Annotated in this window: 14 protein-coding genes; all 14 read left to right on the top strand. The window is 66.2% G+C overall.

Translation table 11 applies throughout. From position 1 onward, the window contains the following. Positions 1 to 37 precede the first annotated feature (37 nt). The 14 genes from B5E65_RS07550 to B5E65_RS07485 all read left to right on the top strand — a co-directional run bounded on the left by B5E65_RS07550 (position 38) and on the right by B5E65_RS07485 (position 13,489). A complete protein-coding gene (locus tag B5E65_RS07550) occupies positions 38 to 2,536 on the top strand; it encodes an excinuclease ABC subunit UvrA (RefSeq protein WP_087171271.1) in 2,499 nt (832 codons plus the stop codon). 124 nt (positions 2,537 to 2,660) lie between these two features. After that, on the top strand, positions 2,661 to 3,104 hold the full coding sequence (locus tag B5E65_RS07545; protein ID WP_087171161.1) for a DUF1622 domain-containing protein: 444 nt from the start codon (positions 2,661 to 2,663) through the stop codon (positions 3,102 to 3,104). Positions 3,105 to 3,310: 206 nt separating this feature from the next. Continuing rightward, positions 3,311 to 4,387 carry a guanine permease gene (locus B5E65_RS07540; RefSeq protein WP_087171160.1) on the top strand — a complete coding sequence of 359 codons (1,077 nt, stop codon included), beginning with the start codon at positions 3,311 to 3,313 and terminating at the stop codon, positions 4,385 to 4,387. A gap of 18 nt (positions 4,388 to 4,405) precedes the next feature. Beyond that, positions 4,406 to 4,948 (top strand): phosphoribosyltransferase family protein, encoded by a 543-nt coding sequence (locus tag B5E65_RS07535; RefSeq protein WP_087171159.1) that lies wholly within the window; start codon positions 4,406 to 4,408, stop codon positions 4,946 to 4,948. Positions 4,949 to 5,218: 270 nt separating this feature from the next. Next, complete coding sequence (locus B5E65_RS07530; RefSeq protein ID WP_158098537.1) at positions 5,219 to 6,301, top strand: ATP phosphoribosyltransferase regulatory subunit; 1,083 nt, start codon at positions 5,219 to 5,221, stop codon at positions 6,299 to 6,301. Between the two features lie 3 nt (positions 6,302 to 6,304). Further along, on the top strand, positions 6,305 to 6,934 hold the full coding sequence (gene hisG / locus B5E65_RS07525) for an ATP phosphoribosyltransferase (protein WP_087171157.1): 630 nt from the start codon (positions 6,305 to 6,307) through the stop codon (positions 6,932 to 6,934). A gap of 6 nt (positions 6,935 to 6,940) precedes the next feature. Beyond that, entirely contained in the window at positions 6,941 to 8,224 is a 1,284-nt protein-coding gene (gene hisD / locus B5E65_RS07520) for a histidinol dehydrogenase (RefSeq protein WP_087171156.1), read from the top strand. A 5-nt stretch (positions 8,225 to 8,229) separates the two neighbouring features. Next, positions 8,230 to 9,306, top strand: coding sequence for a histidinol-phosphate transaminase (gene hisC / locus B5E65_RS07515; RefSeq protein ID WP_087171155.1), 1,077 nt, complete (start codon positions 8,230 to 8,232; stop codon positions 9,304 to 9,306). A gap of 3 nt (positions 9,307 to 9,309) precedes the next feature. Beyond that, complete coding sequence (hisB, locus tag B5E65_RS07510; RefSeq protein WP_087171154.1) at positions 9,310 to 9,897, top strand: imidazoleglycerol-phosphate dehydratase HisB; 588 nt, start codon at positions 9,310 to 9,312, stop codon at positions 9,895 to 9,897. Further along, positions 9,898 to 10,530, top strand: coding sequence for an imidazole glycerol phosphate synthase subunit HisH (hisH, locus tag B5E65_RS07505; protein ID WP_087171153.1), 633 nt, complete (start codon positions 9,898 to 9,900; stop codon positions 10,528 to 10,530). Next, complete coding sequence (gene hisA, locus B5E65_RS07500; RefSeq protein WP_087171152.1) at positions 10,527 to 11,249, top strand: 1-(5-phosphoribosyl)-5-[(5-phosphoribosylamino)methylideneamino]imidazole-4-carboxamide isomerase; 723 nt, start codon at positions 10,527 to 10,529, stop codon at positions 11,247 to 11,249. Before hisH ends, hisA begins: the two co-directional genes overlap by 4 nt. Further along, a complete protein-coding gene (gene hisF, locus B5E65_RS07495; RefSeq protein WP_087171151.1) occupies positions 11,246 to 12,004 on the top strand; it encodes an imidazole glycerol phosphate synthase subunit HisF in 759 nt (252 codons plus the stop codon). Before hisA ends, hisF begins: the two co-directional genes overlap by 4 nt. A gap of 16 nt (positions 12,005 to 12,020) precedes the next feature. Further along, the gene (hisIE, locus tag B5E65_RS07490; protein WP_087171150.1) at positions 12,021 to 12,668 is read left to right on the top strand and encodes a bifunctional phosphoribosyl-AMP cyclohydrolase/phosphoribosyl-ATP diphosphatase HisIE; all 648 of its coding nucleotides are present in this window, start codon (positions 12,021 to 12,023) and stop codon (positions 12,666 to 12,668) included. Next, a complete protein-coding gene (locus B5E65_RS07485) occupies positions 12,665 to 13,489 on the top strand; it encodes a histidinol-phosphatase HisJ family protein (RefSeq protein ID WP_087171149.1) in 825 nt (274 codons plus the stop codon). Before hisIE ends, B5E65_RS07485 begins: the two co-directional genes overlap by 4 nt. Positions 13,490 to 13,633: the final 144 nt, after the last annotated feature.

The raw sequence follows: 13,633 nt of genomic DNA, 5'->3' as shown, positions 1-13,633 counted from the left end.
CGACGGGGCTGCCCGCCGGGGAAAGGATGGGAAAACCATGCAGCAGAACGACCGGCCGCAGGCCATTCAGGTGCGCGGGGCGCGGGTACACAATCTGAAAAATGTGGATGTGGAGATTCCGCTGGGCGGCGTTGTGGGGGTAGCCGGGGTGTCCGGTTCCGGCAAGTCGTCGCTGGCGCTGGGGGTGCTCTACGCCGAGGGGTCCCGCCGGTATCTGGAGGCCCTGTCCACCTACACCCGGCGGCGGATGACCCAGGCCGCCCGGGCCGATGTGGACGAGGTTCTCTATGTGCCGGCAGCGCTGGCGCTGCATCAGCGGCCGGGGGTGCCCGGCATCCGCAGCACCTTCGGCACCGGCACCGAACTGCTCAACAGTCTGCGGCTGCTGTTTTCCCGGCTGGCCAGCCACCGGTGCCCCAACGGCCATTACCTGCCGCCCAGCCTGGCGGTGGCGGCCGGGCAGTCGCTTACCTGCCCGGAATGCGGCGCGGTCTTTTTTGCCCCCAGCGCCGAGGAACTGGCCTTCAACAGCCAGGGCGCCTGCCGCTGCTGCGGCGGCACCGGCATTGTGCGCACAGTGGACCGGGCCACCCTGGTGCCGGACGAAAGCCTGACCATCGAACAGGGGGCCGTGGCCCCCTGGAACAGCCTGATGTGGTCGCTGATGGTGGACGTCTGCCGGGAGATGGGGGTGCGCACCGATGTGCCGTTCCGGGAACTGACCGACCGGGAAAAGGCCATCGTCTACGACGGCCCCGCCGAAAAAAAGCACATTCTGTACCAGAACAAGAAGTCCGGCCAGGCCACCGAACTGGATTTTACCTACTACAGCGCCGTGCACACGGTGGAAAACGCCCTGGCCAAGGTCAAAGACGAGAGCGGCATGAAGCGGGTGGAGCGGTTTTTGACCGAATCTGCCTGCCCGGAGTGCGGCGGCAGCCGTTTGTCCGAGGCCGCCCGGGCGCCCCGGGTGCGGGGGCTGGGGCTGGACGAAGCCTGCCGGATGCCCTTGTCCGATCTGATGGACTGGGTGGCCGGCGTGCCGGACAGCCTGCCGGAGGAGATGCGCCCCATGGCCCGCAGCATCTGCGACGCGTTTGCGGTCACGGCGCGCCGTCTGCTGGATCTGGGGCTGGGGTATCTGGCGCTGGACCGGGCCGCCGCCACCCTCTCCACGGGGGAACGGCAGCGGATGCAGCTGGCCCGGGCGGTGCGCAACCGCACCACCGGTGTGCTGTACGTGCTGGACGAGCCCTCCATCGGGCTGCACCCCGCCAATCTGACCGGGCTGAACGCCATCATGCGGGATCTGGTGGCGGACGGCAACTCGGTGCTGCTGGTGGATCACGACACCCAGGTACTGGCCGGGGCGGACTGGATCATCGAGATGGGCCCCGAAGCCGGGGCCCGGGGCGGGCAGGTGGTGGCCGCGGGCACCGTGCAGGATCTGGCGCAGAATCCCGATTCCCGGATCGGGCCGTTCCTCTGCGGGCGGGAACAGGTGCGGGTGCACCGCCCCGCGCCGGAAAACGAGATGTTTGCCAAAGGGGAGATCCGGCTGGTGACCGGCCCGCTGCACACGGTACAGCCGCTGGAGGTCCGCATCCCGAAAGGAAGGCTCACGGTGGTGACCGGGGTATCCGGCTCCGGCAAGACCACCCTGATCCTGGAAAGCCTGGTGCCCGCGCTGGCCGCCGCGGCGGCAGGGGGCAAACTGCCCGCCCATGTGCGGGAACTGGAGGCCCCGGGCATCCGGCGGGTCAAGCTGATCGACGCCACCCCCATCGGGGTGAATGTGCGCTCCACCGTGGCCACCTACGCCGGGGTGCACGACGAGCTGCGCAAACTCTACGCCCGCACCCCGGATGCCAGGGAGAAGGGGTACAAGGCGGGGGACTTTTCCTACAACACCGGGCGGCTGCGCTGCCCGGTCTGCGACGGTACCGGCTCCATCAGCCTGGATGTGCAGTTTTTGCCGGATGTGGAGATTCCCTGCCCGGAATGCCGGGGCGCCCGCTACGCCCGGGAGGCCGCCGGGGTGCGGCACCCGGCGGCGGGGGTGTCCCTGCCGGAACTGATGGCCATGGATGTGCGCACCGCCCTGCCTTTGTGCGAGGGCTGGAAAACCGTGCGCACCCGCCTGGAGGTGCTGCGGGATCTGGGGCTGGGATACCTGACCCTGGGCGAAGCCACCCCCAGCCTGTCCGGCGGGGAGGCCCAGCGGCTGAAGCTGGCGGGGGAGATGGGCCGCGGCCAGGAGGATACGGTGTTCGTGTTTGACGAGCCTACCATCGGGCTGCATCCGCTGGACGTGCGCACCCTGCTGCAGGTCTTCGACGCGCTGCTGGCGGGCGGGGCCACGGTGGTGGTGATCGAACACGACCAGGATGTGATCCGCAACGCCGACTGGCTGCTGGACATGGGCCCCGGCGGCGGCGAACAGGGCGGCCGGATCGTGGCAGCGGGCACCCCCGCCCGGGTGGCCGCCTGCGAAGAGAGCGTGACCGGCCGGTATTTGCGCGGGGCCGGGCTGTAAGGCTGTTTGCCTTGCAATGGGCCGGGCAATCTGGTATAATCGGCTACATATGAGGGCGCGTGCCCTCTGCAGGTGCCGGGCGGCGGGATGCCCGGCGGGAAGAGAAACGAGGAGGACACCGATAATGCAGTTTGAGGTCTTTATGCAGGAGCTGCTGGACGTTCTGGTTGCCAACGCCATCCATCTGTTTGAGCTGGTGGGCGTGATCGTGCTGATCGTGGCCGGCGTACAGGGCGTGATCAACTACATCCGGCATGATCCTATGGTGCGGCTCAAGCTGGCCAAGGGCATGGCCCTCTGCCTAGAGTTCAAGCTGGGCAGCGAGATTTTGCGTACCGTGGTGGTGCGCGACTTGAGCGAGATCGCCATCGTGGGCGCGATCATTGTGCTGCGGGCGGCGCTGACCTTCCTGCTGCACTGGGAAATCAAGAACGAGGAGGCCGAGGCCGAAGCCGCCCTGAACGAGGAGTTCCGGGAGATCAAGGCCCAGGCGGCCGCCCGGGGCTGCAGCTGCGACCCCCATTCCCACGCGAAAGCTGCTGTGCAGGAACAGGAAAAACAGGATTGAACCCTTTGCGCCGCGCATCCGGGATACCGGGTGCGCGGCGTTTTTTGCCGAAACCGGGGAAAAAACAAAAGTCATACTTCATCCGCTTCTATTGCCCCCGGAAAATAAACCGGGTATAATGATACCTGTTCGTCAGGCCGGGCGGTCCCGGCCTGCTTGTTTTTTTGCGGGGCGCGGCCCCGTGTGTGGTGTAAGGAGCGTGTAGAATGGAATACTTGCAGGATCTGCTGGCAGCCATCGGCGTGGTGCTCAACGGCATCCCCCAGGGTCTGCTGGCTATGAGCTTTGGCTTTGCTTCGGTGCCTACGGCGCTGGGCTTTATCGTGGGCGCGGTGGGCTGCCTGGCCCTGGGCAGCGTGGCCCCCATTTCTTTCCAGGCCGAGACCATTGTCATGGCCGGTTCCATGGGTAAAAACATGCGGGAACGGCTGAGCATGGTGTTCTTTGCCGGTGTGACTATGGCGGTGCTGGGCGCCTGCGGCCTGATGACCGCCATCACCAGCTTTGCCGGTGATACCGTGATCCACGCCATGATGGCCGGTGTGGGCCTGGTGCTGACCAAGCTGGCCCTGGGCATGATCAAGGAGAACGCCCTGGTTTCCATTGTTTCCATCGTGGTGGCGGCGCTGGTCTACTTCTTTATGGGGCATGACCTGGTGTACACCATCATCCTGTCCCTGGTGGCGGGCAGCGTGGCCGCCAAGATCGCCGGTCAGAAGATCGGGGAGAACGCGGTGAGCGAGAAGATGGCGACCATCAAGCTGGAAAAGCCCACCTTTAACCTGCGGGTGCTTCGCGGCGCGCTGGCTCTGGCCTGCCTGACTGTGGGCGCCAACATCGCTTTCGGCGGCATCACCGGCGGTATGGCCGGCGCCGCCCAGAACGTGGACCACCTGACCATCTACTCCGGCCTGGCCGACGCCATCAGCAGCCTGTTCGGCGGCGGCCCGGTGGAGGCCATCATCTCCGCCACCGCTTCCGCCCCCCATCCGGTGGGCGCGGGCGTGCTGATGATGATTCTGATGGCCGCTATCCTGTTCCTGGGCCTGCTGCCCAAGATCGGCAAGTTTGTGCCCAGCCAGTCCATTGCCGGTTTCCTGCTGATCCTGGGCGCTGTGGCCACCGTGCCCGGCGACGCGGCGATCGCTTTCGCTTCTACCGAGGCCGGCGGCACCATCGTGGCCGGTGTGACCATGGGCGTGACCGCCTTTGTGGACCCCTTTGTGGGTATGCTGGCCGGTATCCTGCTCAAGACCCTGTTCGGCTTCGGCCTGGGCCTGTAACCCGATAGGAGGTACATGATGAACGAGTGCTATGAACTGAATGTGGCGGGCGTGACCCGTCAGCTGCCCATCATCCAGATCGCCCCGAGCCTGGCCATTGCCAGCTTTGTGATCCTGGGCGACTGCGAACTGGTGACCGCCGCCGCCCCGCTGCTGGCGGAAAAGCTGCCCCAGGTGGACTATCTGGTGACCGCCGAGGCCAAGGGCATTCCCCTGGTGCAGGAGCTGAGCCGCCTGCTGGGCCTGCCCTACTACATCGTGGCCCGCAAGAGCGTGAAGCCCTACATGGAGCAGCCGCTGGTGGACGAGGTGAACTCCATCACCACCCAGAAGACCCAGACCCTGTGCCTGGACGGCAAGGACGCCCTGGCCATCCACGGCAAGCGGGTGGCCCTGGTGGACGACGTGATCAGCACCGGCGAGAGCCTGCAGGCCATCGAGCGCCTGGTGGAGAAGGCCGGCGCCCAGGTGGTGGCCCGTGCTGCCATCCTGGCTGAGGGCGACGCCGCCAAGCGGGACGACATCCTGTTCCTGGAGCCGCTGCCCCTGTTCCCCCTGTAATCTGCCTGCCAAAAGCCGCCGCAGCCCTGTGCTGCGGCGGCTTTTCTGCGTTAAAGCAGTATTGCCCGGCTGTACGGGCCGTGGTAAAATATACATACATATGGCCCCTTTGCGCCGCCGCTTTGGCGGTTGTGCGGATTGACTTTTTGGCTCGGCGGTATTACACTATGATAGTATGATAAAGTGATAAAGTGGTCGGGCGCGGGAATGGCAGTCCCCGCCGTGCCGCGACCTATATACGGGGCTTTCCCCGGGAAAGGCAAGGTCACCATGGAAGAACGAACCATTCCCCGCGCCGAACAGGCGGCTGACCGGCTGCAGGGGCTGTACCGGCAGTACGGGTATCTGCCCTATAAAATGAGCAAGTTTGAGGAATACGATCTGTATGTGCGCAACAAGAGCTTTCTGAACAGCCCGGATATTCTGACCTTTACCGATCTGGACGGCAAGCTGATGGCGCTGAAGCCGGACGTGACCCTCTCGATCCTGAAAAACAGCCGCCCGGCCCCGGCACTGCAGAAGGTGTTCTACCAGGAAAACGTCTACCGCACCGGGCGGGACACCCGCAATTTCCGGGAGATTCTGCAGATGGGGCTGGAGTGCATCGGCCCGCTGGACGGCTACGCCGAGGCGGAGGTACTGGAGGTAGCGGTGCGCAGCCTGGACGCGCTGGCGCCGGACTGGCTGCTGGACATCAGCCACCTGGGTGTGGTGAACGGGCTGCTGGCCGCGCTGGGCCTGCCCGCCGAGGAGGAGCGCCGCCTGCTGGAGGCGCTGGGGGAGAAGAACACCCCCCGCCTGACCGAACTGTGCCTGGCGCTGGGGGTGGAGGATGCCGCCCGGGACCGGCTGTGCCGTCTGGCACTGCTCTACGATACCCCCGCCGCGGCCCTGCCCCAGCTGGAAGCCCTGGCCGCGGGCAGCGACGCCGCCATGCGGGCGGTGGAGGAACTGCGGGCGTTGTGCGAACTGCTGATCCCCTGGGCCGACCGGCTGCGGCTGGACTTTTCGCTGGTCAGCGATCGGCAGTATTACAGCGGGGTGGTGTTCCGGGGCTTTGTGCCCGGGCTTCCGGTGGCGGTGCTGAGCGGCGGCCGGTATGACCATCTGCTGGCCCGGATGGGCCGCCGGGGCGGCGCCGTGGGCTTTGCGGTGTATCTGGATCAGCTGGACCGGCTGGCCCCCCAGGAGCGGCCCGCCGTGGACGTGCTGCTGCTTTACGGGCCGGACACCCCCGCCGTCGGTCTGGCAGCCGAGGCCCGGCGGCTGCGGGCACAGGGCAAGACCGTCCGGGTGGAGCGGGAGGCCCCCGAGGGCCTGACCTTCGGCCAGGTGTGCCGGATGGGAGGTTGAGGTATGGAATGGATCAATGTGGCCCTGCCCAAGGGCCGTTTGGGCGAAAAGGTCTATCGCAGCTTTGAGGCCGCCGGGTACGCCTGCCCCGGCCTGCTGGAGGATAACCGCCGCCTGATTTTTGAAAACGCCGAAAACGGGATGCGGTATTTCTGGGTCAAGCCCAGTGACGTGGCCATCTATGTGGAACAGGGCGCGGCGGACATCGGGGTGGCCGGCAAGGACATCCTGCTGGAATACCGCCCCGACGTATACGAGCTGGCGGATCTGGGAGTGGGCCGCTGCCGGATGTGCGTGGCGGGGAAAAAGGAGTTCTATGACGACCGGTCCCGCACCCTGCGGGTGGCCACCAAATTCGCCCGCATCGCCCGGGACTACTACGCTGGGCAAAGCCGGGAGATCGACATCATCCACCTGAATGGCTCCATCGAGCTGGCCCCGATTCTGGGCTTGAGCGATGTGATCGTGGACATCGTGGAAACCGGCCGCACCCTGGTGGAGAACGGGCTGGAAGTGAAAGAGGAGATCGTGCCCATCAGCGCCCGGCTGATCGCCAACAAGGTGGGCTATAAATTCAAAAACGAGCGTCTGCGGCAGCTGTGCCGGGCGCTGGAAGAGCAGCGAAAGGGGTAATCCGTTATGATCCGCATCTATCCCTACGGGCAGGTGCCCGACGAGGAGATTTTTGCCCGTGTGCAGGATGACCGGGATGTGTCCGGCATCGTGGCCGATATCATTGCCCGGGTGCGGGCACAGGGGGACAAGGCCCTGGCCGCCTACGCCGAACAGTTCGACGGGGCCGCCCCCGAACGGCTGGAGGTGACCGGGGCGGAACTGGACGCCGCCGTGGCCGCCCTGGACCCGGAATTTGTGGAGATCCTGCGGCAGGCCGCCGCCAACATCGAAGCCTTTCACAAGCATCAGGTGCGCTCCAGCTTTGTGGTGACCGACCAGCCCGGCGTGGTGATGGGCCAGAAGGTGATGCCCATCGAAAAGGTGGGCCTGTATGTGCCCGGCGGCACGGCGGCCTATCCCAGCTCAGTGCTGATGAACTGCATCCCGGCAAAGCTCGCGGGCTGCCGGGAGATCGTGATGGTGTCGCCCCCCACCTGCGGCGGGGACATCAATCCGGTGATTCTGGCCGCGGCCCGCATCGCCGGGGTGCACCGGGTGTTCCGCACCGGCGGCGCCCAGGCGGTGGCCGCCCTGGCCTACGGTACCGAGAGCGTGCCCCGGGTGGACAAGATCGTGGGTCCGGGCAACGCCTTTGTGGCCGAGGCAAAACGGCAGGTGTTCGGGCAGGTGGCCATTGACATGATCGCCGGGCCCAGCGAAATTCTGGTGGTGGCAGATGGCAAGTCCGACCCGGCCGCCGTGGCCGCCGACCTGCTGAGCCAGGCCGAGCACGACAAGCTGGCCAGCGCGGTGCTGGTGACCGACAGCGAAACCCTGGCCAAGGCGGTGCAGGCCGAGATCGAGCGGCAGCTGCCCCTGCTGGCCCGGGAGGAAATTGCCCGCGCCTCCATCGACAACAACGGCAAGATCATCGTGGCCGGGGATCTGGCGGTGGCGGTCCAGATCGCCAACCGCATCGCCCCGGAACATCTGGAACTGTGCATGGACAACCCTTTTGACTGGCTGGACCGCATTCAGAACGCCGGGTCGGTGTTCATGGGGCGGCACTGCCCCGAGGCGCTGGGGGATTACTTTGCCGGGCCCAACCACACCCTGCCCACCAGCGGCACCGCCCGGTTCTCCAGCCCCCTGTCGGTGGACGATTTTGTCAAAAAGACCCAGTTCACCTACTTCACCGGCGACGCGCTGGAACGGGTGGCCGGCAAGGTGGATTACTTTGCCCGGCAGGAGGGGCTCACCGCCCACGCCCGCAGCGTGACCATCCGGTTTGATAAGACAAAGGAGTGAGAGCCATGAGCCGCTTTCTGAGCGCCCGGATGGCCGCGCTGGAGCCCTATGTGCCCGGCGAACAGCCCCGGGACCGGCAGTATGTGAAGCTGAATACCAACGAGTCGCCCTTTCCGCCCGCGCCCGGCGTGATCGCCGCCGTGCGGGGGGCCGAGGCCGAGCGGCTCAACCTCTACCCGGACCCCACCTGCCGGGACCTGCGCCGGGCGCTGGCCGCCCGGTTCGGGGTGGGGGAGGAGAATGTCCTCGTTTCCAACGGGTCGGACGATATCCTGAACTTTGCGTTTCAGGCTTTCTGCGGGCCGGACAAGCCGGTGGCCTTCCCGGCGGTGAGTTACGGATTCTATCCGGTGCTGGCCGGGCTGTACGGCCTGCCGCACACCGCCATCCCGCTGCGGGAGGATTTATCCATTGATGTGACGGATTACATCGGCCGGGGAGAAAACGTGGTGCTGGCCAATCCCAACGCCCCCACCGGGCTGGCGCTGGGGGTGGACGAGATCGAGCGGATCGCGGCCTCCAACCCCGACCACCTGGTGCTGGTGGACGAGGCCTATGTGGATTTCGGCGCCGAAAGCTGTGTGCCGCTGACAAAGCGGTACGAAAACCTGCTGGTGGTGCAGACCTTCTCCAAATCCCGCTCCATGGCCGGGGCCCGGCTGGGCTTTGCCATCGGCAGCGCGGCGCTGATCGCCGATCTGGAGGCGGTGAAGTATTCCACCAACCCCTACAGCCTGGATCGGGTGGCCCTGGCGGCGGGCACGGCGGCGCTTACCGAGGAATCCGAGGCCTACCACGCGGCCAACTGCCGCACCGTGATGGAAAACCGGGCCTACACCACCGAAGAGCTGACCAAGCGGGGCTTTACGGTGGTGCCCAGCCTGGCGAATTTTGTGTTTGCCCGCCTGCCCGGCACCGACGGGGCGCAGCTGTACGACGCGCTGCGCCGGCAGGGGGTGCTGGTACGGCATTTCAACAAACCCGGCATCCGGGACTACCTGCGCATCACCATCGGCTCCAAAGCCGAGATGGACGCGCTGCTGGCCGCCCTGGATGTGATATGCAACGAAAAAGGAGAATGAACCATGCGCAGCGCCAATATTCAGCGGGCCACCAGTGAAACCAGCGTGCTGCTGGGCCTGGATCTGGACGGCACCGGCAAAAGCCAGATCGACACCGGCTGCGGTTTTCTGGATCACATGCTCACCCTGTTTGCCCGGCACGGCCGGTTTGATCTGACGGTGGAGTGCGAGGGGGACAGCCAGGTGGATTTCCACCACACGGCGGAGGATATCGGCATCTGCCTGGGGGACGCCTTTGCCCAGGCGCTGGGGGATATGCGGGGCATCACCCGCTACGGCAGCTGCATCCTGCCCATGGACGAGGCCCTGATTTTAACGGCGGTGGATATCTCCGGCCGGGGGCTGCTGTGCTGTGAGCTGGACATCCCCTCCCCCCGGGTGGGCGAGTTCGACACCGAACTGGGGGAGGAGTTCTTCCAGGCGCTGGCCCGGCGGGCCGGGCTGACCCTGCACATCCGCCAGCTGGCGGGCAGGAACAGCCATCATATTCTGGAGGGTACCTTCAAGAGCCTGGCCCGCAGCCTGCGGCAGGCGGTGGCCATCGAGGCCGCCTACGCGGATGAAATTCCCTCCACCAAAGGGGTGCTGTAAATGGTAGGCATTGTGGATTACGGGGTGGGCAACCTGTTCAGCCTGCGCAGTTCGCTGGCGGTGCTGGGGGCCGAGACCCTGGTCAGCGGCGACGGGGACGCGCTGGCCGCCGCTGACCGGCTGATCCTGCCGGGGGTGGGGGCGTTCGGCGACGCGGCCGCCGCTCTGCGGGAAAAGGGGCTGGACGAGGTGCTGCGCCGTCTGGCCGGGCAGGGTAAGCCGCTGCTGGGCATTTGTCTGGGCATGCAGATGCTGTTTGACTACAGTGAGGAGTACGGCCGCCACGAGGGGCTGGGGCTGATCCCCGGCCATGTGGCCCCGCTGGCCCCCGATCTGCCCCCGGAGAAAAATCTGAAAGTGCCCCACATCGGCTGGAACGGGCTGCACCGCCGCAATCCGGTGCATCCGCTGCTGGCGGGGGTGAACGAGGGGGACTGCGTGTATTTTGTGCATTCCTTCCATGCGGTGGACTGCGCGGAAAGCGTGATCGCCACCGCCGAATACGGCCCGGAGGTCACCGCCGCGGTGGCCCGGGGCAATGTGATGGGCACCCAGTTCCACCCGGAAAAAAGCGGCGCGGTGGGGCTTGGCATCCTGCGCAATTTCTGTGAGGGAAAGGGGGGCGCGGTATGATACTGTTCCCTGCCATTGACTTAAAGGACGGCCGGGTGGTGCGGCTGCTGAAAGGGGATTTTGCCACCGTACACCAGGTGGCGGACGACCCGGTCACGGTAGCCCGGGCCTTTGCCGGCGCGGGGGCCGCCTGGGTGCATATGGTGGACCTGGACGGCGCCAGAGACGGGGTGCGCCGCAACGCCGACGCGGTGCGGGCGGTGTGCGAAACCGGCCTGCGGGTAGAGCTGGGCGGCGGCATCCGCCGTTTGCAGGATATTGAGGATGTGTTTAAGCTGGGGGTATACCGGGCGGTGATCGGTTCCGCCGCCGTGACCGACCCGGAGCTGGTGCGCCGGGCGGTGGAAACCTTTGGCCCGAAGCGGATCGCCGTGGGGGTGGACGCCCGGAACGGCCGGGTCTGCACCGCGGGCTGGGTGGAGGATTCCGGCGTGGAATACCGGGAATTCGCCCGCCGTATGGAGGCCCTCGGGGTGCGGCATCTGATCTTTACCGACATTGACACCGACGGCACCCTGGCGGGCCCGGCCTACGACCGGCTGGCGGCGCTGCAGGCTGCCGTAAACTGCGACATCACCGCCTCCGGCGGGGTGGGCAGCAACGAGGATCTGCGCCGTCTGCAGGCCGCCGGGCTGTACGGGGCCATTGTGGGCAAGGCCTACTACACCGGCGCGGTGGATCTGGCGCTGGCCGTCCGGGAAGGGGGGCCGCAGGCATGATCACCAAGCGCATCATTCCCTGCCTGGACGTAAAGGACGGGCGGGTGGTCAAGGGGGTCAACTTTGCCGGGCTGGCGGACGTGAACGACCCGGTGGCCCTGGGCAAATTCTACAGCGACAACGGGGCCGACGAGCTGGTGTTCTACGACATCACCGCCTCCGCCGAGGGGCGGCGGCTGTTCACCGACGTGCTTACCCGGGTGGCCTCCACCATCTTTATCCCCCTGACGGTGGGGGGCGGCATCAACACCCTGGAGGATTTTGACCGGGTGCTGAAATGCGGCGCGGACAAGGTCAGCGTGAACAGCGGGGCTTTGCGGGACCCCTCCCTGATCGGCAAAGCGGCCAAGAAATACGGCGACCAGTGCGTGGTGCTGAGCGTGGACGCCCGCCGGGTGGATGGGCAGTACCATGTATTTGCCCGGGGCGGCCGGGAGGACACCGGCCGGGAACTGCTGGACTGGGTGCGCCGGGGCGTGGATGCGGGCGCGGGGGAGATCGTGCTGAACAGCATCGACACCGACGGGGTGCGCCAGAGCTTTGATCTGGAGATGCTGGACGCGGTCTGCCAGGTGGCGCCGGTGCCGGTGATTGCCTCCGGCGGCGCGGGCTGCATCCAGGATTTCATCACCCTGTTCAAGACCCTGCCCGCCGTGGACGCGGGCCTGGCCGCCAGCATCTTCCATTTCGGGCAGGTGGCCATTCCCGACCTGAAACGGCAGCTGGCCGATGCGGGCATCAACGTGCGGCTGTAAACAAAGGAGGAACGATATGCTTACGATAGACGATCTGAAGTTCAATTCTCACGGCTTGATTCCGGCCATTGTGGTGGATGCCACTAGCAAAAAGGTGCTGACCCTGGCCTACATGAACCGGGAGAGCCTGGCCATCAGCCTGGAGGAAAAGCGCACCTGCTTCTGGAGCCGTTCCCGGCAGGAACTGTGGCGAAAAGGGGAGACCAGCGGCAACGTGCAGCACATCCGCACCATCGTGGCGGACTGCGACCGGGACGCGCTGATGGTGACGGTGGACAAGGAGGGCCCGGCCTGCCATCTGGGCACCGACAGCTGCTTCAATGACCCGCTGTTCATCGGCGAGGGCGGCGAGCCTTTCAGCGTGGAGGGGCTGTATGCTCTGCTGCAGGGCCGCAAGGAAACCCTGCCGGAGGGCAGCTACACCACCTACCTGTTCCAGAAAGGGCTGGACAAGATTCTGAAAAAGGTGGGCGAGGAGTCCACCGAGGTGATCATCGCCGGCAAGGCCGAGGACAAGCGGGAAACGGTGTACGAGATCGCGGATCTGATGTATCATGTGATGGTGCTGATGGTGGAGATGGGCATTTCGGTGGAGGATGTGCTTGCCGAACTGGCCAGCCGCCACGTGATCGACCACAAGGTAAAACAGGAGAAGATGGTATGAAGCCCCAGACCCTGCACTGCCACACCACCTTCTGCGATGGGGCGGACAGCCCCGCCGCCATGGCGGCCGCGGCTTTTGCGGCGGGATGCGGGGCAATTGGATTTTCGGGCCATTCGCCGCTGCCGGGGCAGGAGGCCTGGGCTATGGACCCGGCCCGGGTGGCCGACTACCGCCGGGCGGTGATGGAGCTGAAAGCCGAATACGCCGGGCGGATGGAGGTATATCTGGGCCTGGAACAGGATTTTTATTCGCCGGACACCGGCCCGGACTGGGACTACAAGATAGGGTCGGTGCACTGTCTGCTCATGCCGGACGGGACGCAGCTGCCGCTGGACGAGAGCGCGGCCACCCTGGCAAGCGGGGTACAGCGCTGGTTCGGCGGGGACTGGAACGCCCTGGCCCGGGATTACTATGAGCGGATGGCCCGGGTGGACACCGTGACCGGCGGGGAGATCGTGGGGCATTTTGACCTGATCACCAAGTTCAACGAGAACATGGCCCAGTTTGACGAGGGCGACCCGGCGTACCGGGAGGCGGCCTTTGCGGCGCTGGATGAGCTGGCGGGCCGGGGACGCATTTTTGAGATCAACACCGGGGCCATCAGCCGGGGATACCGCACGGCGCCCTATCCGGCGGCGTTTCTGCTGCGGCGGCTGGCGGAGAAGGGCGGGCGGATCACGTTTTCCAGCGATACCCACAGCGCCGGAACGGTGCTGTACGGGTACCGGGAGGCGGTGCAGCTGGCCCGGGACTGCGGTTTTTCCAGCTGCTGGTATCTGACGGCCCGCGGCTTTGCGGAAGGGCCGCTGCCTGTGGTATAACGGAACTGGGCCAATCTGGGGCCAGCGGGCTGCGGGCGCGTCAAGGATGCGCCCGCTCTGCTTCGCAGACCGCCCTGCCGGTCCGGGGCTCCACCGGAGCCCCGGCCGCTTTGCGGACCCGGGCTGCGGGCGCGTCAAGGATGC

Source organism: Gemmiger sp. An120 (assembly GCF_002160955.1).
Classification (GTDB): domain Bacteria; phylum Bacillota; class Clostridia; order Oscillospirales; family Ruminococcaceae; genus Gemmiger_A; species Gemmiger_A avium.
Note: the sequence above shows the minus strand (reverse complement) of the source record. Positions and strands in the feature narration are given on the sequence as shown.